General features: G+C 59.4%; 22 protein-coding genes, 1 tRNA gene and 1 pseudogene. 7 read left to right on the forward strand and 17 right to left on the reverse strand.

What is annotated here, in order from left to right; all coding sequences use genetic code 11:
* Positions 1–79 precede the first annotated feature (79 nt).
* The 5 genes from DCO47_RS02875 to DCO47_RS02895 form a co-directional block, all read right to left on the reverse strand.
* A complete protein-coding gene (locus DCO47_RS02875; RefSeq protein WP_116657396.1) occupies positions 80–1,315 on the reverse strand; it encodes a methyltransferase in 1,236 nt (411 codons plus the stop codon).
* On the reverse strand, positions 1,296–1,985 hold the full coding sequence (locus DCO47_RS02880; protein WP_064363372.1) for an ABC transporter permease: 690 nt from the start codon (positions 1,983–1,985) through the stop codon (positions 1,296–1,298). The genes DCO47_RS02875 and DCO47_RS02880 overlap by 20 nt, the downstream gene beginning before the upstream one ends.
* Complete coding sequence (locus tag DCO47_RS02885; protein ID WP_064363371.1) at positions 1,982–2,677, reverse strand: ABC transporter permease; 696 nt, start codon at positions 2,675–2,677, stop codon at positions 1,982–1,984. The genes DCO47_RS02880 and DCO47_RS02885 overlap by 4 nt, the downstream gene beginning before the upstream one ends.
* Before the next feature lie 77 nt (positions 2,678–2,754).
* The gene (locus tag DCO47_RS02890; RefSeq protein ID WP_042608621.1) at positions 2,755–3,507 is read right to left on the reverse strand and encodes an ABC transporter substrate-binding protein; all 753 of its coding nucleotides are present in this window, start codon (positions 3,505–3,507) and stop codon (positions 2,755–2,757) included.
* Positions 3,508–3,520: 13 nt separating this feature from the next.
* On the reverse strand, positions 3,521–4,294 hold the full coding sequence (locus DCO47_RS02895; RefSeq protein WP_042608622.1) for an ABC transporter ATP-binding protein: 774 nt from the start codon (positions 4,292–4,294) through the stop codon (positions 3,521–3,523).
* Between the two features lie 543 nt (positions 4,295–4,837).
* Between DCO47_RS02895 and gabP the strand changes: the two genes are divergently transcribed.
* A complete protein-coding gene (gene gabP, locus DCO47_RS02900) occupies positions 4,838–6,229 on the forward strand; it encodes a GABA permease (RefSeq protein ID WP_116657397.1) in 1,392 nt (463 codons plus the stop codon).
* A 71-nt stretch (positions 6,230–6,300) separates the two neighbouring features.
* Here gabP and DCO47_RS02905 read toward each other — a convergent pair whose 3' ends face one another.
* The 12 genes and pseudogenes from DCO47_RS02905 to DCO47_RS02960 form a co-directional block, all read right to left on the reverse strand.
* On the reverse strand, positions 6,301–6,753 hold the full coding sequence (locus DCO47_RS02905) for a hypothetical protein (RefSeq protein WP_041477513.1): 453 nt from the start codon (positions 6,751–6,753) through the stop codon (positions 6,301–6,303).
* Positions 6,754–6,759: 6 nt separating this feature from the next.
* Positions 6,760–7,173 (reverse strand): hypothetical protein, encoded by a 414-nt coding sequence (locus tag DCO47_RS02910; RefSeq protein WP_042608625.1) that lies wholly within the window; start codon positions 7,171–7,173, stop codon positions 6,760–6,762.
* A gap of 29 nt (positions 7,174–7,202) precedes the next feature.
* The gene (locus tag DCO47_RS02915; RefSeq protein WP_116657398.1) at positions 7,203–8,177 is read right to left on the reverse strand and encodes an alpha/beta fold hydrolase; all 975 of its coding nucleotides are present in this window, start codon (positions 8,175–8,177) and stop codon (positions 7,203–7,205) included.
* A 68-nt stretch (positions 8,178–8,245) separates the two neighbouring features.
* Positions 8,246–9,304: a YhcG family protein gene (locus DCO47_RS02920; protein WP_116657399.1), complete on the reverse strand. Its 1,059-nt coding sequence runs from the start codon at positions 9,302–9,304 to the stop codon at positions 8,246–8,248.
* 179 nt (positions 9,305–9,483) lie between these two features.
* Positions 9,484–9,831 (reverse strand): hypothetical protein, encoded by a 348-nt coding sequence (locus tag DCO47_RS02925; RefSeq protein ID WP_102899563.1) that lies wholly within the window; start codon positions 9,829–9,831, stop codon positions 9,484–9,486.
* 113 nt (positions 9,832–9,944) lie between these two features.
* Entirely contained in the window at positions 9,945–10,736 is a 792-nt protein-coding gene (locus DCO47_RS02930; protein WP_116657400.1) for a TSUP family transporter, read from the reverse strand.
* A gap of 71 nt (positions 10,737–10,807) precedes the next feature.
* A complete protein-coding gene (locus DCO47_RS02935) occupies positions 10,808–11,890 on the reverse strand; it encodes a hypothetical protein (protein ID WP_116657418.1) in 1,083 nt (360 codons plus the stop codon).
* A 311-nt stretch (positions 11,891–12,201) separates the two neighbouring features.
* Positions 12,202–12,277, reverse strand: a tRNA-Phe gene (locus DCO47_RS02940).
* Positions 12,278–12,368: 91 nt separating this feature from the next.
* Positions 12,369–12,641, reverse strand: coding sequence for an oxidative damage protection protein (locus tag DCO47_RS02945; protein WP_016772129.1), 273 nt, complete (start codon positions 12,639–12,641; stop codon positions 12,369–12,371).
* Positions 12,638–13,705, reverse strand: a complete 1,068-nt coding sequence (gene mutY / locus DCO47_RS02950) for an A/G-specific adenine glycosylase (protein WP_042608633.1) — start codon at positions 13,703–13,705, stop codon at positions 12,638–12,640. The genes DCO47_RS02945 and mutY overlap by 4 nt, the downstream gene beginning before the upstream one ends.
* Positions 13,702–15,918, reverse strand: coding sequence for an AsmA family protein (locus tag DCO47_RS02955; RefSeq protein WP_116657401.1), 2,217 nt, complete (start codon positions 15,916–15,918; stop codon positions 13,702–13,704). Before DCO47_RS02955 ends, mutY begins: the two co-directional genes overlap by 4 nt.
* A 78-nt stretch (positions 15,919–15,996) precedes the next feature.
* Positions 15,997–16,215 (reverse strand): annotated as a pseudogene (locus DCO47_RS02960) (acetyl-CoA sensor PanZ family protein); the annotation flags it as partial.
* Positions 16,216–16,443: 228 nt separating this feature from the next.
* On the opposite strand from DCO47_RS02960, the gene DCO47_RS02965 reads away from it, so the two are divergent.
* The 6 genes from DCO47_RS02965 to hisF all read left to right on the forward strand — a co-directional run bounded on the left by DCO47_RS02965 (position 16,444) and on the right by hisF (position 21,486).
* Positions 16,444–18,108, forward strand: a complete 1,665-nt coding sequence (locus DCO47_RS02965) for an OFA family MFS transporter (protein ID WP_042608635.1) — start codon at positions 16,444–16,446, stop codon at positions 18,106–18,108.
* 264 nt (positions 18,109–18,372) lie between these two features.
* Positions 18,373–18,966 carry an imidazoleglycerol-phosphate dehydratase HisB gene (gene hisB / locus DCO47_RS02970; RefSeq protein WP_016772125.1) on the forward strand — a complete coding sequence of 198 codons (594 nt, stop codon included), beginning with the start codon at positions 18,373–18,375 and terminating at the stop codon, positions 18,964–18,966.
* Complete coding sequence (gene hisH, locus DCO47_RS02975; protein WP_042608636.1) at positions 18,966–19,604, forward strand: imidazole glycerol phosphate synthase subunit HisH; 639 nt, start codon at positions 18,966–18,968, stop codon at positions 19,602–19,604. The genes hisB and hisH overlap by 1 nt, the downstream gene beginning before the upstream one ends.
* On the forward strand, positions 19,605–19,865 hold the full coding sequence (locus DCO47_RS02980; RefSeq protein ID WP_042608637.1) for a DUF2164 domain-containing protein: 261 nt from the start codon (positions 19,605–19,607) through the stop codon (positions 19,863–19,865).
* A 103-nt stretch (positions 19,866–19,968) separates the two neighbouring features.
* On the forward strand, positions 19,969–20,706 hold the full coding sequence (gene hisA / locus DCO47_RS02985; RefSeq protein WP_116657403.1) for a 1-(5-phosphoribosyl)-5-[(5-phosphoribosylamino)methylideneamino]imidazole-4-carboxamide isomerase: 738 nt from the start codon (positions 19,969–19,971) through the stop codon (positions 20,704–20,706).
* A 9-nt stretch (positions 20,707–20,715) separates the two neighbouring features.
* Entirely contained in the window at positions 20,716–21,486 is a 771-nt protein-coding gene (hisF, locus tag DCO47_RS02990) for an imidazole glycerol phosphate synthase subunit HisF (protein WP_116657404.1), read from the forward strand.
* The last annotated feature ends 8 nt before the right edge of the window (positions 21,487–21,494 follow it).

Raw genomic sequence — 21,494 nt, forward strand, 5'->3', positions numbered from 1 at the left:
TGTTAATGGCGTGAAACAGGCGTAAATATTGGATCCACTATGGATTCATCAACAGAGTTATCCACAGGGTGGTCACGTTTTATTTGCGTTCGGCCAACACCAGCAAATTCCGTGGCGTAAGGGGGGCTGCGCAAAAAGTGCCAAGGCGTACGGTGTAGCCCTGTTCGACGAGGAACAGCGCCCGATCCAGATTCAACCAAAGCTCCAGTGGCCGTCGGAACAACCCGCGGAGCAATTCCAGGTTGCGTACTTCGGCCAGTCGCTGCCAACCGGTAGCTTCCAGTTTTTCCCAATCCGTCGGTCCAACTGTGGATAACTCTTTCAGCGCGGCCAGATCGCGACAGTAGTCAGGGAAGGGTTTATCCAGCCAGGCGCTCGGCAGAGATGGGGTTGGCAAGTACTCGTCAGTACCGCGCAACTGCCGTTGCAGACAATCGAAAGCCAAGCGTCGGGCCATCGAGGTATCGCGCTGGCGTTTGACCCTCGCACCGGCGGTGACGGTTTCGCTCATCGGCAGAGCCAGATCTTCGAGTGATAGCCGTAGGGCTGATCGCAAACCCTCACAAGACAGTGGCTGATACTCGCTGCGATTGATCCGGTTGTAGCAACATGGCGCGATCGCCATCTGCTGACATCCGGCGGCACTCGCCAATCGCATGAGGCGTACGTGCAGATCGCCGCAGGCGTGCAGGGCGATGGGTGTGTGACTGGCGCTCACCACGGCAGCGGCGTCCGCCGCGAGTACGTCCTGCTCCACATGCAGCGCATGCAAGTCATGACGCTGACTCAGCGCCTGACCGCTCGCAACCAACAAAGGATCATATTCGACACAAGTCAGTTGCTGCCCTTCACTCAACAATCGTCGACCCAGATGCCCTTTGCCGGAACACCAGTCCAGCCAATGCGTCGGCTGCGAGGCGAAAGACAGACAACTGGCAAACGCCTCGATCTGCTGCCACTTGCGCCCAGGTACATCGACATTCAAGCGATGCCCGGCAGCCTCAAGCGCGTGCCTTGGCAATTCGCCGACTGCACTCAGTTGGGCCGACAATTTCGCCAGTGAGGCAAATGGCTCGGGCGCATCGGTCAGATCAGCAAGATGGTTATGCGCGCGTTCTGCATCTTCCAGCGATCGCCCGCGAAGCCAGGAAGACAATTCCGGGTGACTGGTTTCCCACGCAAGGGAAAGATGCGTAAACGGTCGAGGTTTCCACAGCGCCTGATGCTCAATCAGAAAAGCATCCAGCGCGATGAAGCGGGCGAGCAAGTCATCGCCCGTCAGCACGCAGGAAGTTTCAGCGGCCCTGGCAGGCATCGACGCGCAGCCAGCGCTCCAGCAGCTTGAAGCCGCGTACCAGCACGTAAGCCATGACCAGATAGAACACGCCGGCGGCGAAGAAAATCTCCACTGGCAAATAGGTGCGGGCGATGATCGTGCGGGCCATGCCGGTCAATTCCAGCAGGGTCACGGTGCTGGCCAGGGCGCTGGCCTTGAGCATCAGAATCACTTCGTTGCTGTACGCCGGCAGACCGATCCGCGCTGCACGCGGGAGGATGATGTAGAACATCGCTTTCGGCCTGGACATGCCCAACGCTCGCGCCGCTTCGATCTCGCCCGGTGGAATCGCCTGAATCGCACCGCGCAGAATCTCGGCGATGTACGCCGCTGTGTGCAAGGTCATGGTCACCGTGGCACACCAGAATGGATCGCGCAGGTACGGCCACAGCGAGCTTTCACGCACGGCGTCGAACTGCGCCAGGCCGTAATAGACCAGGAACAGCTGCACCAGCAACGGCGTGCCCCGGAAAAAGAAGATGTAGGCGTAAGGCAGCGAGCGCACGTACCACAGCTTCGAAGATCGGGCGATGCCCAGCGGAATCGCCAGCAGCAGGCCGGCAATCACTGCGATGGCAACCAGTTCGAGGGTCAGGGTCGCGCCCTGCGCCAGTTTCGGCAGCCACTTGATGATGACTTCCCAATTCATTGCGCGCTCCTCGCAAAGCCGCGGGCGGCGCGTTTTTCCAGGAAATGCATGCCGGTCATCGCCAGTACCGTCAGGGCGAGGTACATGACCGCCGCGACCATATAGAAGGTGAATGGCTGTTTCGACACGGTCACGCCGATCTGCGCGTGACGCATGATTTCTTCCAGACCGATGACCGATACCAGCGCGGTGTCTTTCATCAGGATCATGAACAGATTGCCCAGGCCGGGCAGGGCGATGCGCCACATCTGCGGCATGATCAACCGGGTGAAGATCCGCCACTTCGACAGGCCCAGGGCCTGGCCGGCCTCACGGTGACCCTTGGGAATGGCAAGCAGGGCGCCACGGAACACTTCCGTGGCGTAGGCGCCGAAGCACAGGCCCAGTGCGATCACACCGGCGGCGAAAGCGTTGAGTTGCAAATCGGGGTTGCCGAAGTACTCACCGAGGGTGCGCATCAGGTTGACCGTACCGAAGTAGATCAACAGCACCCAGAGCAATTCCGGGACGCCGCGCACCAGCGTCGAATAGCTGCCGCCAAGCCATTGCAGCGGCTTGTACGGGGAAGTCTTGGCCAGAGCGCCGAGCAGGCCGAGCACCAGGCCCAGGCACAGGGCGGTGAGCGCCAGTTGGACGGTCATCAGCGCGCCAGCGGCGAGCGCCGGGCCGAATCCGTAGAGGTCGATAATCATGGGTTTCTGTTCAAATTGCGGCAGGCAAAGTCGGGAGCCGGCGCCGCTTGTTCACGGCGCCAGTCCCACAGGTCAGATCAATAGATGCTGAACGGGAAGTACTTGTCGTTGATTTTCTTGTAGGTACCGTCAGCGACGATTTCCTTCAGTGCAGCGTTCAGCTTGTTGCGCAGTTCGTTGTCACCCTTGCGCACGGCGATGCCGATCTTGTCGCTTTCCACCACCGGGTCGCCCTTGAACTCATAGTTCTTGCCAGCGTCGGTTTTCAGCCAATCGTAGTTGGCGTATTTGTCGGCGAGGATCGCATCGACACGACCGGAGGTAAGGTCGAGGTAGGCGTTTTCCTGGGTATCGTAGAGGCTGACCTTGATGTCATCACCGTAGGTGTCTTCGAGCCAGGTGCCGGCCAGCGTTGCGCGCTGGGTGCCGATGGTCTTGCCCTTGAGCGAGTCCTTGTCGGTTTTGAAATCGACATTTTTCGGCGCGATGAACTGCAGTTTGTTCGAGTAGTACGGGTCAGTGAAATCCACCGCGGCTTTGCGCTCTTCGGTGATCGACAGCGAGGAGATCAGGAAGTCGAACTTCTTCGCGTTCAGGGCCGGAATGATGCCGTCCCAGTCAGAGGTGACGACGGAGCATTCGGCTTTCATCTTCGCGCACAGGGCGTCGCCGATTTCCTTGTCGAAGCCGACAACCTGTCCGCTGGCATCTTTGTTGTTGAACGGCGGGTAGGCCGCTTCGATGCCCATTTTCAGGGTTTCAGCCATGGCACCGGCGCTGAACGCGAGGGTGACTGCGGCGGCCAGGAAGACCTTCTTGAAATTCTGCATGCATGTTGCTCCGTTAGCGGTTGCTGGACATGAATTGTTTGCAGCGCGCCGAAAGCGGGTTGTCGAACACCTGCTGTGGCGATCCTTGCTCTTCTATAAGGCCCTGATGAAGGAACACCACTTCGCTGGAGACCTGACGGGCGAAGCCCATTTCGTGGGTCACGAGCAGCATGGTGCGGCCTTCTTCGGCCAATGCGCGGATGACACTAAGTACTTCCTGAACCATTTCCGGGTCAAGGGCTGAGGTGGGCTCGTCGAACAGAATGACTTTCGGCTGCATCGCCAGTGTGCGGGCGATCGCTGCGCGTTGTTGCTGGCCGCCGGACAGTTGCGCCGGGTAGGCGTGGCGCTTGTCGGCGATACCGACCTTGGCCAGCAGGGCTTCGGCGACTTCGATGGCCTCGGCCTTGCTCTGGCCGAGCACCCGGCGCGGGGCTTCGATGATGTTGTCGAGCACGCTCATGTGCGGCCACAGATTAAAGTTTTGAAATACAAAACCGATCTCCGAGCGCAGGCGATTGATCTGCTTGCCGTCGGCGGCAATCAGTTCGCCGTTCTTGGCGGCTTTGAGCTTGAGTTCTTCACCGGCCACCAGGATCTGGCCCTGATGCGGGTTTTCCAACAGGTTGATGCAACGCAGGAACGTGGACTTGCCGGAACCGGAAGAGCCGAGGATCGAGATCACGTCGCCGTCGCGGGCGGTCAGCGAGATGCCTTTGAGCACCTCGAGCTGTCCGTAGCGTTTGTGCAAGTTGCGGATTTCCAGCGCGGGCGTGGCCTCAGCCATGTGCGTTCCTCATATATGTTGCGCTCCTGCTGTTGGCGGGCCTTCCAGGCGAGGCGGCCAAGCTAGCATAGCGTTTCAATGGCAGCCAACAGCGCTACGAGCGGTAATCGGGTGGCCTGTGGCGGGTTGTCGCATCGGCGCAGCAGACTGTCGCCCCATCAACAACCGAACGGGTGTTTGATCATGCAGACCCGTAGGTGTCGCGTAAAAAAAGGCGCGATGTTGCCAGCTTTGGCGGGGTGTTGGAAGCGCTATCCGGCCGAACGTTCCTTATTCGCCCTTTTTCTGTGCGTCGCACACTTTTTCTGTGTGTTTCTGGTGCGCGGATTCGTCTTCAAAGTGAGTCGCAGGGTAACGTTCTGGCGAATAGCCAGTAAACTCAATGACTTGCATCGGATGCCAGAGCCCGCGGCCTTCAAGGACTTGAAACATTTTGGCGCAAATATTGCGTGCAGAATAAGGAACAGGTCGTTGGATTCTTTTTACGAGAAAGAATTTTCAGACGTGCCGGATGCACTCGCTTTCCTTGCAAAGGTAGTCTCTATGAGCAGTACCCCAAGCTCCACTGGCCTCGAACAGGGGCTCAAACCGCGTCATGTGACCATGTTGTCGATCGCCGGTGTGATCGGTGCCGGTCTGTTTGTCGGCTCCGGCCACGCCATTGCTGCCGCTGGCCCGGCCGTGCTGCTGGCCTACGCCGCTGCCGGTACCCTGGTGGTGCTGGTGATGCGCATGCTCGGCGAGATGGCCGTGGCTTCGCCGGACACCGGCTCGTTTTCGACGTATGCCGATCGCGCGATCGGTCACTGGGCCGGTTTCACCATCGGCTGGTTGTACTGGTGGTTCTGGGTACTGGTGATTCCGCTGGAAGCCAACGCCGCCGCGACCATCCTGCATGCCTGGTTCCCCGGTGTGGATATCTGGGCCTTCGCGCTGGTCATCACCATGCTGCTGACGGTGACCAACCTGTTCAGCGTGAAGAACTACGGCGAGTTCGAGTTCTGGTTCGCCCTGATCAAGGTGCTGGCGATCATCGGCTTTATCGGCCTGGGCCTTGCGGCGATTTTCGGCTTTCTGCCGACCAGTCAGGTCAGCGGTGTCTCGCACCTGTTCGACAGCGGTGGCTTCCTGCCCAACGGCATGGGCGCCGTGCTGGGCGCAATCCTGACTACCATGTTTTCGTTCATGGGTACCGAAATCGTCACCATCGCGGCGGCGGAATCGAAAGACCCGGGCAAGCAGATCTCCAAGGCCACCAACTCGGTGATCTGGCGGATCGGCCTGTTCTATCTGGTGTCGATCTTCATCGTCGTGGCGCTGGTACCGTGGAACGATCCTACCCTGGCCAACCTTGGTTCCTACCAGACCGTGCTGGAGCGCATGGGCATTCCCAATGCCAAGATGATTGTCGACATTGTCGTGCTGGTCGCGGTGACCAGTTGCCTGAACTCGGCGCTGTACACTTCGTCGCGCATGCTGTTCTCCCTCGGCAAACGCGGCGATGCCCCGGCCATGTCGACCCGCACCAACAAAAGCGGCACGCCTTACTGGGCGGTGATGTTGTCGACCGGCGCAGCCTTCCTCTGCACCTTCGCCAACTACGTGGCTCCGGCCGCGGTGTTCGAATTCCTCCTGGCCAGCTCCGGCGCCATCGCGCTGTTGGTCTATCTGGTTATTGCCTTCTCGCAATTGCGCATGCGTAAACAAAGCGTGGCGCGTGGCGAGAAAATCGAATTCAGCATGTGGCTGTTCCCGGGCCTGACCTACGCGGTGATCATCTTCATCGTCGCCGCGCTGACCATCATGCTGTTCCAGGAAGCCCACCGCGTGGAAATCCTCGCCACCGGTCTGCTGAGCCTGATGGTGGTGGCTGCCGGTCTGCTGGTATCACGCCGTCGCAAGCTGGAGAAGCGTGGTGCGGTGGTGTTGAACTGAGTCGTAACGTGTAATCCAAAACGGCCGCTGTCAGGGATGACTAGCGGCCGTTTTTTGTTTCTGAGAAGGGCTTATTCGCTCTTGTCTTCCTGGGTCTCTACCGACTTCCCATAAGCATCCAGCGCCACCCCGAAATCCGTAATGAACTGCGGCTCGCTCAGCCAGGCCTGGGCTTGTTCGATGGTCATTCCGTCGGCCCACATGCGGTAGTCGATGAGCATGTCGGCGGCCAGGTGAGTAGCGGCCATGCCTTCGTTGTCGGCGTTTTCCATATCGAGCAGTTCAGGATGGTCGACGATGATGAAGGCCAGCTCGCGCAGCAGGGTCAGCAGCATTTCGTTGCGGCTGACGGCTTCGGCGTCGCGCATTTTGCTGAACATCGCCAGGGTGTATTCCGGGATCGGCTCGGCGAGGTGGCCGAGGTCTTCATCCTGATCCAGCGGTTTGCGCCCGACCATACGGATCTGCTTGGCTTTGGCCTTGGCGCGTTTGGCGCGTTTCTGTTGCTTGTTCAGGGATGCCATGGGAGCTCAGTTCTTCTGTTGGGTTTGTGCGGCGATCGCGTCGGATGCCGCTACATAGTCAGCCTGGAAGGCCGGGGATTCGATCCACGCCAGCGCGCCAGCCTCGTCGGTTTCCTGCGACCACTGGCGATACTCGATCAGCGCGGCGAGGATGAAATCCATCGCGCCTTCTTCACCTTCCTGCTCATAGACCAGTTCCAGCAGCGGGTCTTCAAGGAACGCCGTGCACATGGCCTGTTGGCTGATCTTTTCGGCGTCGATCATTTTCTTGAACAGTTCGGTCAGGTCCACCGATTCGAAATCGATGCGGTCGTCGTTCGGGTCCAGCTCGACCGGCGCTTCGGCGCGTTTGGTGCGGTTCTGCTTGGCCTTGGTCTTGGCCCGGGCGGCGCGTTTTTGCTGCTTGTTGGCGGAGGCCATGGTGTGTTCCGTCGTGCGTGGAAAAGGGCTTAACTGCGCGGGACTGGCCGTCCGGGTGTGTCGAGGGCCAGTGCGCCGGTCTGCAGCCAGGTCAGAGCGATGGGCCATAGTGTGGCTTGGTATGCGCTACGAAAAAAGCCGAAATGTCCGACTTGTTGTTCGTTGATGTCCTGCGGTTCGATGCGCAAGTGGGTTTTTGTAGCGTTGCTGAGGTAGCCGAGCAGGCGTTCGATGGCCGGGACGGTGCCGTAGGGATCGTCGCTGATGCTGATGGCCAGGGTTTCTGCGCTCACATTGGCGAAGGGGAGGGTGCCGTTTTTTTTCAACAGTACTCGACCACTGGGGCGCTGTTCAAAACGCGGGGCAGGCGTGCTCCAGTCGCGCACAACGCCCGTTGGCGTGTCTTCCAGCCAGCCGAGGCGTTTGCCAGGAAAGAAGCCGCAGAGCAGCGTCAGCAGCGGCATCACAACGTGCCATTTGCCAAACATGCGCCAGCGGTGCTCGGGAGCGTAATCGCGCCAGTAGGCGAACTGTGCGCCGACGGTGACCAACCGTCGGATAGCTCGCCCCGACTCGGCCAAACCTGCCGCGCAACCCCCAAAACTGTGGCCGACCACATCAATTGGCTGACCGGGAAACTCGCGTTGCGCACGTTTGAGCATCGCTTCGAAATCCAGGGCGCCCCAATCGCTCCATGAAGCGTTCAAGCCTTTGATCGAAGCCTGTCGCGATTCTCCGATGCCACGGTAGTCGTAGGTAATGACGTCGAAGCCATTGGCGAACAGATAGGCGGCGAAGCGCGAGTAGTGGCGGCAGCGCACGGAGGTGGCGGCGTTGATGATGACCACCGGGCGCTGAGCATCGAGTCCTGTGTGGCGCCAGGTAAAGCCGCCAAGCCCATGGCCGTCGGCAGCCGCTTCCTTGAAAGGCTCACCTTGCGTCGCAGCCAACGTCGGGGACTTTGACTGCGTGTCCTGCATTGCGGGCATGTCCTGACAGCTCATGACAATCGACCTGGGCGGGTAAGCTGCCAACGATAGTCTGCGCACCGCCCGGTAACAATCCGCAGTTTTTAATCAGTGGATTGAGTGAGCATGCGCTCTTCGATCAAGGCCTGTTCGCGATTGAGTTCTGTGCGCAGCTCCTCTTCACTCGGCAGGATCGTCTTGTAACTGCTGGCAAACAGTTGCTCATTGCCTTTGAGCATTGAGTAGCGCGCCACCGAATCGTTGCTCTCGGCAGACAGAAGGATCCCGACAGTCGGCTTGTCCCCCTCGCTGCGCTTGAGTTCGTCGTACATGCGCACATACATGTCCATCTGGCCGACATCGCCGGCGCTGAGCTTGCCGGGTTTAAGGTCGATGATCACAAAGCATTTGAGCAGGTAGTTGTAGAACACCAGATCGATGTAAAGATCGACGCCGTCGGTGCTGATGCGTTGCTGGCGAGCAACGAAGGAAAAGCCTTTGCCCAGTTCGAGAAGGAAGCTCTGCAGGTGGTCGATGAGGGCTTGTTCGAGACTGCTTTCCCGAACCTTGCCGGCTGACGGCAGGCCGAGGAATTCAAGCATGACGGGATCGCGGATGAGTTCGCGCGGATTGCATTTCATGGCTTCGATGTTGGTGGTGGCTTCTTCGATCACTTCGGCTTTGTCTCGACTCATGAGGAGTCGTTCGTAATAGAGCGTCAGGATCTGGCGGTCCAAGGCGCGGCTTGACCAGTTCAGGTTGGCGCATTCGTCCATGTACCAGTGGCGTGCTTTTTCGTTGTTCACTCCTAGAAGCCGGCGATAGTGAGTCCAGCTCAATTCGTGACGCAGTGCGTCACGAATTGGAAACGCCTGATAAAAGAGGCGCATATAGCGCAGGTTTGAGGCATCAAACCCTTTCCCAAACTGCGCGGTCAGATCCTTCGCCAGCAAGGCAAGCAACTGCTTTCCATAGCCCGCACGCTGGGCACCTTGCTGTTCAAACTCGACGGTATGTCTGCCGATCTGCCAGCAGGTCTGCACTTGAATCGTATCAACCGCGCGCAGCACTTTTTGCCGCGCCTGACGAATCAACTCGCCCAGCTCTCCCAGCAAGGAGTCAAGTTTCGGGTCTTGCATGTCTGCAGGTTTTAGCTGGCTCATTGGGTCTTCCGCTTCATTGTGAACAGACGCAGAAGCATGCCCAAAGTCGCCGTTTGAATATGTCGGGAGAGACGGTGAAATCCGCAGGAAGAGGCGATGGATATTGCAGGACGTTGCCGAGGAAAGGGACGTTGACGTGCAAAGGTCTGTAGTCCATTTCGTACGCCTGACGGCAACCGCTAGCGCGACCGGGGTTTGCGCTTGGCCTTGGTCGCAGGTTTATCGATGCGTGTCAGTCGATGCCACGCCAGGCCTGCGACCAGCAGCAATCCGCCGAAGAGTCCTTGGAAAACGATATGAAACCAGTACCCACCCGGCTGCCCGGCGAGGGTGTAGACCTTGGCCGGCCCACCGCGAGTGGCGGTGGTGATCGTTTCGTGAATCAGGCCGTCGATGGAGGAGTAGCCCAGCAACGCGCCGGTACCGATCAAAAACAGGCTGATCATGATCGCCAGACTTCTGGACACCAGGCTTTCCGGTGGCGGCGTTGGATGCGGCAGGGGCACGCGGGTTCGTTTCTGGTTCATCGCGGGGATGACCCTCTTCCGTAAGGGGCGGGCAAAGTACCTCAGTTCCCGATCGATCGAAAAGCGTCGTCTGGAAAAAGAGCTACGATCTGCCGTTGTTCCTCTCCGTCCCCTCAATATGCAGATAGGACCTGAATAACCTCTACGCGCAGGGGGTTGGTTTCTACACTCAGCAGCTTGATGGCCAGGGCGCAGCAGATCACGATCAACATCGGCTTGATCAGCCGTGGCCCAACCCGAATGGCAGCACGAGCACCCAACTGAGCGCCCAGAAACGCCGCCAGTGCCATCGCAATTGCGAGTGGCCAGACAATCACGCCTTTAGTGATGAAGACAGCCAGTGAGCCGAGGTTGCATGAGGCGTTGGCCAGTTTGGTGAAGCTCATGGCTCGCATCATGCCAAGGCCGCAGAGAAGTACCAGGCCAACGATAAAGAACGAACCTACACCAGGCCCGAAAATCCCGTCGTAAAAACCCAGGATTGGTGCCACGGTGAACGAAAAAAGCATGATGCCGATTCGCTTGCGACGATCTTCATTGGCGAGCTTCGGAGAGAGCGCGAAATAGATGGCGACAAGGATCAGCATGATTGGCACGCAAACTTCGAGGTAGCGTTTGTCGATTGAGCTGACCAGCAATGCACCGCTGGCGCCCCCGACAAACCCGCAGATTGCCAGGAAGCGGCCTTCGCGCCATTCGATCATTCCTTTGCGGGCAAACGTGACCGTTGCCGAGACAGTCGCTGAGGCTGCCTGAAACTTGTTAGTGGCAATCGCACTGATCGGGTCCATGCCTGCCAGAAGCAGCGCCGGCAGGGTGATCAGACCGCCTCCCCCGGCAATCGCATCAAAAAAACCGGCGCAAAACGCGACGAGTGCCAACATGCCGATGATGTCCCAGGACATTCCTTTTCCTCTGTATTTGATATGGATGAGCAGCCAGGTGGACCGTTGCTCACTAGCGCTGTTGTTGAAACCTAGCCCTGGAGCAATAGCGGGTCATCCGAGATGACGATCGGGGACGAAAACTTTGAGATACCGAAAATTCTAATCAAAACCCGTCTGTTGTCTTTGATGACGTCACGGCAGTGCAGCGCTCGAGTGTTGTTTATTACCATCGCCGACTCTTGTGTCAGCACATGCTCGGAGGGCGTCGCCTTCTCGATACCTCGACGAAGAGCGGCGTAGGCGGTCTTTACAACGCTAGAGGCGTTGTCATTTACGGAAAAACGATATGAGTTAAACCGTGCTGCGAATCCCGTCCGGTCGTCGAACTCTAGAATCGAAACATTGCTCCCATCCTCCCCTTTGCCTTTGGAAAAGGAGTCGCTGCGAGTGAATTGGAAATTGCCTGAGGTCAGTGCCAGGCAGTTGTTGAAGCCGATACTTTCGAATATAGGTGTCAGGGGTATTACCCTTGTGGGTTCAAGGGACGGATTCCAGAGGGCCGATAGTATGAGAGACGAAGGAGAGGGGGAGCGTCCGTGTTTGGCGTTCACAGCACACCAGTAAGGTGCCTCGGTATGCGGACCAAGAGCAAGGCCGGAGTGGGAGCTAAGTTCTTTGATTTCCGGTTCGCCTATTATTTCGTTGGCTCCGCCCCCCTTGAAGTTGGCCACCAGGCGAACCAGTCTTCCTTCGTTGTCCATGTCGTAGGCAAAGGACTCGTTATCTACGAGTTTTAGCAGGATCTGATTGCGTGCGGCCACGCAGAGGACGTCGTAATGATTTTCCAGGGAGGGCAGATCTGGCAGTTCTACTGGAGGTTCGGAGTTGCTGATCTTTTGCAGCCCTTCGAAGATAAGGACGGACAGCAAGCCATCGGAATAGGTATTTAGCAGCTCACGCTGGGGCTGCGAAAATAAGTGCTTCAACTCAGAGGCAGCCAGAGATGCCTTGGATTTGGCCCCCGCTGACTGAGGTCCGCCCATGGCGGCCAGATCTTCAGTGAACCTATGAAGCAATGCTGACTGTTGGATAGTGAAGTGAAGGGCTTTGATTTCTTGGTCAATACCTAGCTCAGCGGCTTGCGCCTCCGAACCGATGGTGCGAATGATCATGTACATCCCTGTTTTGAGTCTGCTCCGGGGTGTCTGGAGCTCCTCGGCATATTCTGCTCAGCTCGATAATGGAAATATGTCGTCCGTTACAGTTTGAGCGTGCGGAGTGTTCCGGCAGATTCGAAGGATGACGGCAAGACGTTTGTAGGTCTTTTCGTTCGCGAGCCCGTCAGTGGTAGAGGTACTCGCTGGTGTGATGATCGGAAGGGAAAGCGTGCAGATGCCCGGCACTCTGACGAAAGGAAACATCGCTCCATCAAATCGCAGGCATAAAAAAACCCTGAATCTTGCGATTCAGGGTTTTCGGTATTTGGTGCCCAGAGACGGAATCGAACCGCCGACACGGGGATTTTCAATCCCCTGCTCTACCGACTGAGCTATCTGGGCAACGGGGCGCATTAAAAGGGTTTTTCGAATTTACGTCAACGACTTTTTGAAAATTTCTTAAATTAATTCCGTCGCTTACGAAATATGCAGGTTATTCGGCTGGCGGCACATAGCCTTCGGCCTTGGCGTATTCCTCGCCGGAGAAGTACTTGTCCATTTCGCCCTGCAGGTATTTGCGATCTTCGGCGTTCATCATGTTCAGACGCTTTTCGTTGATCAGCAGGGTCTGGTGTTTCTGCCAGTCGGCCCAGGCCTTGGCGGAGACGTGGTCGAAAATATCCTGGCCCTTGGCCCCCGGGAAAGGGGCGCGTTCCAGCGCGGGCAGTTCTTCTTTGTACTTGCGGCACATTACGGTGCGGGTCATGGCGACTCTCCTGCATTCAAGACGGCGGCCGCGCGTTCGAGCAAGGTCTTGACCGGGGCAGCAAGGCCCAGGCGCGGCGGGGTGGCGAGGTTATACCAGAGCCAGTCGGCCTCGGCCACGTGATGGCTGGCTTCCTGCACCTGAACCAGCCACGGTTCGATGGATAACTGGAAATGGCTGAACGTGTGAACCAGGCTCGGCAGCGCTTGCTGCTGACCCATGGTCAGCGAGTGCTGATCGGCCAGATGCTGCAGGTCTTCCAGATCATCCAGTTCCGGCAGGCTCCACAGACCGCCCCACAGGCCCGTAGACGGGCGGCGGTAAAGCAGAATTGCGCCTTCGCCATTGGCCAGCATCGGCATCAGCGTGCGTTTCTGCGGAATGGCCTTGCGCGGCTTGGGAATCGGGTAGCGGGTTTCCAGGCCAAGCATGTGCGCTTCACAGCCGCGCTTGAGCGGACACAGCAGGCAACTCGGCTTGCTGCGCGTGCAGAGTGTAGCGCCGAGATCCATCATCGCCTGGGTGTAGGCGTTGACCCGGTCGTGCGGGGTGAACCGCTCGGCGTTGGCCCACAGCTGTCTGGCGACCTTCGGTTCGCCGGGGTAGCCCTCTTGCGCCGTGAAGCGCGCCAGCACGCGTTTGACGTTGCCGTCGAGGATCGGCGCGCGCAGGCCCATGCTGATGCTGGCGATCGCGCCGGCGGTGGACAGACCGATCCCCGGTAGCTCGGTGAGTTTTTCCACGTCACGCGGGAATTCGCCACCGTACTGGCTGACGACGATCTTCGCGGTCTTCTGCAGATTGCGTGCGCGAGTGTAGTAACCCAGCCCGGTCCACAGGTGCAGCACCTCGTCTTCCGGCGCTTCAGCCAGCGCTTCGACCGTCGGCAGCGCTGCCATGAAACGCTCGAAGTAATTGAGCACGGTGCTGACCTGGGTCTGCTGCAACATGATCTCGGACACCCACACCCGGTACGGGTTGATGTCCTGCTGCCACGGCAAATCGTGGCGGCCATGGCGGTCGAACCACTCCAGCACCGCCGTGGAAAACTGCTCCGCTGTCATCGCTTGAACAGCCCCTTCAATGCGTTTTTCAGTTCCGGGCTGACTTTGTCCCCCAGTTTCTCGTCGATCTTCTCGCTCAGTTTGTTGCCGGCCATTTTGCTGGCGACCTGACCGAGACGGTCATTGTCGACGCGGCAGGCCTTGGCGCCCAGTTCCAGCGGACCACGGCAGCGCAGCGGCCACTCGATGCCGACGAACTTCTCGCCGACCTGACAGGCCGGGTCGGGCATGGCGCTGGTGTCGCCCTCGACGATGATGCCGACGCGGTAATCCATGCCCAAAACGCGCAGGTCGATATCGCCGTCACCGTTGACGGTCATGCCGGGGATGCGCACTTTCAGGTCCGGGTTGCTGGCGACGCCGTTGCGCACGGTCAGGTTGCCCTTGAGCTCTTCGAACGGTGTGTCCTTGCCGCGCGGCTCGCCACTGAGGGTCTTGCGGTTGAGGGTGGCGATGCCTTTGCACAATTGCTGTTCGAGATTAGCGTTGAGCAGCACACCATTGTTGATGACGAAACTGGCGTTGCCGTTCAGCGTGTCGATCAGCGCCTGTTGGCTATTGCCGCTGCCGGTGAGGCTGCTGGTCAGCGTCACCAGCCCTTTGACCGGGGGATTCTTGCCCTGGCTTTCGATGATTTTTTCCGCCGGCACGCGATTGAGGCGGGTCTGCAAGTTCAGCACCGGCGCGCTTGGGCGCACGTCGAGGGTGCCGTTGGCGACGAAGCCGCCGTTGTACAGATCACCACTCAGGTTAGTCAGCGTCAGCAAGCCGCCCTGGCCGGTGGCTTTGAGCGCGGCGTTCTGGATCGGCAGTTTGTCGAGAGTCAGCTGGCCGAAAGTCAGGTCGGCATCTACGTCCAGTTTCGCCAGGCGTTCCACCGGCAGCAGGCGCTCGGTGCTCCAGGCGGTTTTGCTCGGTTTGTCCGGCAGCGGCGTGGTGCCTGCCACCGCGCCGGCCTCGGTGCTGGCGACTTCGGCCTGACGCGTTTGCGTGGCGCTGTTGGCCTGGGCCGATTTCGCGGGCAGGTAGCGGTCGACGTTGAATGTGTCGGCCTTGAGAATGGCGCGCAGCGACTGTTTGGCGAAATCCTCGATGGCGATGCGGCCGCTGAAGCTGCTGTCATCGAGTTTCAGGTTGATGTTGTCGAACGACAGACTGGTCGGCGTGGCGGCGACGCGGCTGACCAGTTCGACTTTGCTCAGGCTGCCTTCGCCCATCGCCGGCAGTGTCTGGCCGATGCTGTCGACGAATTTCGCCAGATCGAACTGGGCGATGGAAATGCCCCCGCTGATCTGCGGCGTCTTGTCGAGGTCGTTGGCTTTCAGCTCACCCAAGGCACGCAACTGGTTGGCGGAAATCTTGATGCCGGTCCATTCGGCGACGTTCGCTGCCTTGTCCAGCAACAACTGGCCCTGGGCGGAGAAAGTCATGGTCTTGCCTTGCAACGGATCGCCAGCGAGTTCGCCGGTCAGCTTCAGGTCTTCGAATTTGTAGCGTTGCAGCGCGCGCTCGAAGCGCAATTCGCCGTTGAGCTCGGTGCGCACGCGCAACACCGGTTGATTGGTGCCGAGGAACGCGGTGGCCTTCACCGGGATGTTGGTCGAGTCGTGCACCGGGCCGGTGCTCAGCTGAATGCTTTCGGCGCTGAACTGCTTGCCGGTCAGCTCATCGGTGTATTCAACGCGGGCGTTGTTGACGGTCAGGCTGTCGATGTCGAGGCGGATCGGCTGCGCCGGTTTTTCCACGGCGACGGTCGGCTCGCTGGCAGTCGTGCCCGGTGTGGCGGGTGGCGTCGAGCCGGGCGCCACAGGCACCTTGCCGATATCTTCCCAGTTGCCGTGGCCGTTCTTGTCACGGTTCAGGCGCAGGTTGAGGCCTTCGACGCGCACATCGCTCATCTGCACTTCACGGCGCAACAACGGCAGGACGCGGACGGACAGACCGAGCATCTGCAAATCGGCAAACGGTTCGGCGGGTTTGGCCAGGGTGGCGACGCTGGCTTCGTGCAGTTCCAGGCCGAGCCACGGGAACAGGCTCCAGCCGATATCGCCATTGAGCGTCAGCTCGATGTGGGCCTTGTCGCGGGCTATCTGGCGGATCTCGTCTTTGTAGTCGTTGGGATCGAAGAGGTGGGTCAGGGCAAAACCTGCCGCCACAATGATCAGCAACAGCCCGAGAATTACCAGACCCAGGATTTTGCCGAACGCTTTCATGGGCGAGTCCTTGTAGTTAGTCGAATTCGTCATTTGGCCGGGGAGTATAGCGCTGCAAGCACCCGGTTCGGTGTGGCGTCATCTGCCGAGGGTCGGCGGTGGCACCTGCAACTTCGCCACCGGTGCCTGCGCTTGAGGATGCCCGGCGGGCGCGAGAGGGCGCAATCCGGCCCCCGCTTGCGACGCCATTTTTTGCGCTTGGTTCACCAGTCGTTCAGCCCCGCCAAGGCGACGGGTAACTTTTCGCACGCATAAATGGGACAAGTAGCAAACGGCGTGGTGCCTTTGCAGACGCGGGGTTGGCGGCTTCCCGAGTCGTACGAGAACAGATGACTTGAAAAAAGGTGATATCAGTTTGGTTTTTCTGTCACCTGAGAATGGTAACCTTCGCCAGTTCGTCCGCCCGTCTGCGACTTAACGTCGCGCCATCAAGGAGCTTCACCTAAAAAAACGGTCATGCCTGCGTGCATAAGGCCGAGGGTGAGCAGTGGCTGGCGAACCATACTAACAATTGGGGGATACACAATGAGCACGAGCATCACGGCGGACGGCCTCAAAGCCGACCAGCCTGCGTTCCTGTCCAAGGAACGCATCATCGCCAAGCCCGGTTTCAACCGCTGGCTGGTTCCACCGGCCGCTTTGGCCATTCACCTGTGCATCGGCATGGCCTACGGCTTCTCGGTGTTCTGGTTGCCGCTGTCCAAGGCACTGGGCGTTACCGCGCCGGTGGCTTGCGCACCGGACATGAGCTTTATCGCACAGGTATTTTCGTCGAACTGCGACTGGCCGATCTCCATGCTCGGCTGGATCTACACGCTGTTCTTCATCTTCCTCGGCTGCTCGGCAGCGATCTGGGGTGGCTGGCTGGAACACGCCGGTCCTCGTAAAGCAGGCGTGGTGTCGGCGCTGTGCTGGTGTGGCGGTCTGCTGATTTCCGCGCTGGGTATCTATACCCACCAGATCTGGCTGATGTGGATCGGCTCTGGCGTGATCGGCGGCATCGGTCTGGGCCTGGGCTATATCTCGCCGGTATCGACCCTGATCAAGTGGTTCCCGGACAAGCGCGGCATGGCGACCGGCATGGCAATCATGGGCTTCGGTGGCGGCGCGATGGTCGGTGCGCCGTTGGCGACTGCGCTGATGAGCCACTTCGCTTCGCCAGAAGGCGTGGGCGTATGGCAAAGCTTCGTGGCCATGGCGGCCATCTACTTCGTGTTCATGATCGGTGGCGCATTGTCCTACCGCGTGCCGCCAACCGGCTGGAAGCCTGAAGGCTGGACCGCTCCGGCGAAGAAAGCTTCGAACGCGATGATCACCAACCGTCACGTCCATGTGAACGTAGCGTGGAAAACTCCGCAGTTCCGTCTGGTCTGGCTGGTGCTGTGCCTGAACGTGTCGGCGGGTATCGGCATCCTCGGCATGGCTTCGCCACTGTTGCAGGAAGTGTTCGGCGGCAAACTGCTGGGCGTCGATGTGCCGTTTGGTCAGCTCGATGCTGGTCAACTGGCCTCGATCGCGGCGATCGCGGCGGGCTTCACCGGTCTGCTGAGCCTGTTCAACATCGGTGGCCGCTTCTTCTGGGCCTCGTTCTCGGATTACCTGGGCCGCAAAAACACCTATTTCGTGTTCTTCGCCTTGGGTTTTGCTCTGTACGCACTGATTCCGAACCTGGGTCACTTGGGCAACGTTGCGCTGTTCGTGGCGGCGTTCTGCATCATCCTGTCGATGTACGGCGGTGGTTTTGCCACGGTGCCGGCCTATCTGGCCGACCTGTTCGGTACGCAGATGGTCGGTGCAATCCACGGTCGTCTGCTGACTGCCTGGGCTGCTGCCGGTGTGCTCGGTCCGGTGCTGGTGAACTATCTGCGTGAATATCAGTTGAGCATCGGCGTGGAACGCGCAGCTGCCTACGACATCACTCTGTACATCCTCGCCGGCCTGCTGGTGCTGGGCTTCCTGTGCAACCTGATGGTGCGCCCAGTCGCTGACAAGTACTTCATGACCGACGCTGAACTGGCCGCCGAACAGGCGCTGGGCCACGACAAGGGGGCTGATGCCAGCACCGTTCTGGAGTGGAAAGCGGCGCCGGGCACCAAACCTCTGGCAATCGCTGCCTGGCTGGTGGTGGGTATTCCGTTGGCGTGGGGGGTGTGGGTGACCCTGCAGAAAACGGCGGTACTGTTTCACTAAGTAAAAAGGCAGTACCCCTGTTGGAGTGAGCCTGCTCGCGATAGCGGTCTGACAGTCACAGAAATGTTGATTGCCAGGTCCTCATCGCGAGCAGGCTCACTCCTACAGTTGTTTTTGGCGTGCCTGTAATGGCTTGTATGGACATGTCTACCCGCGACAGCCGGGCGTTCTATCCGTCAGGCATCTCTCCTCTCGTGTTTCTGTTTGCGCCTCGCGTGCCTATAATGGCTGCCTTTTTCGCCCAATGATTTTGCGGAGCTGGTGATGGCCGAACGTAAGGCGTCTGTCGAGCGCGACACTCTGGAAACCCAGATCAAAGCCTCGATCAACCTTGATGGCACCGGAAAGGCCCGATTCGATATCGGCGTTCCTTTTCTTGAGCACATGCTGGATCAGATCGCCCGTCACGGGTTGATCGATCTGGATATCGAATGCAAGGGCGATCTGCATATCGACGACCACCATACGGTGGAAGACGTCGGTATCACCCTCGGCCAGGCCTTCGCCAAAGCCATCGGCGACAAGAAAGGCATCCGTCGCTACGGCCATGCCTACGTGCCGCTCGATGAAGCGCTGTCGCGCGTGGTGATCGATTTCTCCGGTCGCCCGGGCCTGCAGATGCACGTGCCGTACACCCGCGCCACCGTCGGTGGCTTCGACGTTGACCTGTTCCAGGAATTCTTCCAGGGCTTCGTCAACCACGCGCTGGTCAGTGTGCACATCGACAACCTGCGCGGCACCAACACTCACCACCAGATCGAAACCGTGTTCAAGGCTTTCGGCCGCGCGCTGCGCATGGCCGTCGAGCTGGACGAACGCATGGCCGGGCAAATGCCATCGACCAAAGGCGTGCTGTAATGCAGACGGTTGCAGTTATCGATTACGGCATGGGCAACCTGCACTCAGTGGCCAAAGCGCTTGAGCACGTCGGCGCTGGCAAGGTGCTGATCACCAGCGATGCGAACGTGATTCGTGAAGCCGACCGCGTGGTATTCCCCGGCGTTGGCGCGATTCGCGATTGCATGGCGGAGATCCGTCGGCTCGGCTTCGATTCGCTGGTCCGTGAGGTCAGCCAGGATCGGCCATTCCTCGGCATCTGCGTCGGCATGCAAGCCTTGCTCGACAGCAGCGAAGAGAATGATGGCGTTGACTGCATCGGCCTGTTCCCCGGCGCGGTGAAGTTCTTCGGCAAGGACCTGCACGAAGACGGCGAGCACCTGAAGGTCCCGCACATGGGCTGGAATGAGGTGAAGCAGAACATCAGTCACCCGCTGTGGCACGACATCCCGGATCTGGCGCGTTTCTACTTCGTGCACAGCTACTACATCGCCGCCGCCAATGGGCGGCAGGTGGTGGGCAGCGGTCATTACGGTGTCGATTTCGCCGCAGCGCTGGCCGATGGCTCGCGCTTCGCCGTGCAGTTCCACCCGGAGAAGAGCCATACCCACGGCCTGCAATTGCTGCAGAACTTCGCCGCATGGGACGGTCGCTGGTAAATGGCTGGGAAGAAGTCCAAACCGCCGATCCTGACCCTCACTCCCGAGCAGGAGAGCGAGGCCAATCGCAAGATTCAGCGGTTCATGGAAGACCGTTTCGAACTCGACCTGGGTTCGTTCGAAGCGGCGGAAATTCTTGAGCTGTTTACCCGCGAAATTGCTCCGCACTATTACAACAGGGCGATTTTCGATGTGCAGACTCACCTCAAGGAGCGGTTTGAAAGCATCGAAAGCGACCTGTGGGCGCTCGAAAAAAATTAAGAGCAGCGGCAAGCGTCAAGCTGCGAGCTGCAAGAGATAGACGCGCGTGCGCGCTTGCAGCTTATGGCTTGCAGCTTGCCGCTCTTTTGACGAAGGAAAAAGCATGCTGATTATCCCCGCTATCGATCTCAAAGACGGTGCCTGCGTACGCCTGCGCCAGGGCCGCATGGAAGATTCCACGGTGTTCTCCGATGACCCGGTGAGCATGGCTGCCAAGTGGGTGGAGGGCGGTTGCCGCCGTCTGCATCTGGTCGACCTCAACGGCGCGTTCGAAGGTCAGCCGGTCAACGGCGAAGTGGTCACCTCGATCGCCAAGCGCTACCCGACCCTGCCGATCCAGATCGGTGGCGGCATCCGCTCGCTGGAAACCATTGAGCATTACGTCAAGGCGGGCGTGAGCTACGTGATCATCGGCACCAAAGCCGTAAAGGATCCTGCGTTCGTCGCTGAAGCCTGCCGTGCCTTCCCGGGCAAGATCATCGTCGGTCTGGATGCCAAAGACGGTTTCGTCGCCACCGATGGCTGGGCTGAAATCAGCACCGTACAGGTGATCGATCTGGCCAGGCAGTTCGAAGCCGACGGCGTGTCGTCGATTGTTTATACCGACATCGCCAAAGACGGCATGATGCAGGGCTGCAACGTACCGTTCACCGCTGCTCTGGCCGCTGCGACGAAGATTCCGGTGATCGCTTCCGGCGGCATCCACAATCTGGGTGACATCAAGTCGCTGCTTGACGCCAAGGCGCCGGGCATCATCGGCGCGATCACAGGCCGGGCGATCTACGAAGGCACACTCGACGTCGCCGAAGCGCAAGCTTTCTGCGATTCGTACCAAGGCTGAGGACTGACCATGGCGCTGGCCAAACGCATCATCCCTTGCCTGGACGTGGACAACGGCCGGGTCGTCAAAGGTGTGAAGTTCGAGAACATCCGTGACGCCGGTGACCCGGTGGAAATCGCCCGTCGCTACGACGAGCAGGGTGCCGACGAAATTACCTTTCTCGACATCACCGCCAGCGTCGATGGCCGCGACACCACGCTGCATACCGTCGAGCGCATGGCCAGCCAGGTGTTCATTCCGCTGACCGTCGGCGGTGGCGTGCGCACCGTGCAGGACATCCGCAACCTGCTCAATGCTGGCGCGGACAAGGTGTCGATCAATACCGCTGCTGTGTTCAACCCGGAATTCGTCGGTGAAGCCGCGCAGCATTTCGGCTCGCAGTGCATCGTTGTCGCCATTGACGCCAAGAAGGTTTCCGGCCCGGGTGAAATGCCGCGCTGGGAAATCTTCACCCACGGCGGGCGCAAGCCGACCGGCCTCGATGCAGTCGAGTGGGCGAAGAAAATGGAAGGCCTCGGTGCCGGCGAAATCCTCCTGACCAGCATGGATCAGGACGGCATGAAAAACGGCTTCGATCTCGGCGTTACCCGCGCCATCAGCGATGCGCTGGGCATTCCGGTGATCGCTTCCGGCGGTGTCGGAAACCTGCAGCATCTGGCCGATGGCATCCTCGAAGGGCACGCCAGCGCGGTGCTGGCAGCGAGTATTTTCCACTTCGGCGAATACACCGTGCAGGAAGCCAAGGCCTACATGGCGCATCGCGGCATCGTCATGCGCTAAAGCGTACA

The organism is Pseudomonas sp. NDM, assembly GCF_003105095.1.
Taxonomy (GTDB): Bacteria; Pseudomonadota; Gammaproteobacteria; order Pseudomonadales; family Pseudomonadaceae; genus Aquipseudomonas; species Aquipseudomonas moraviensis_A.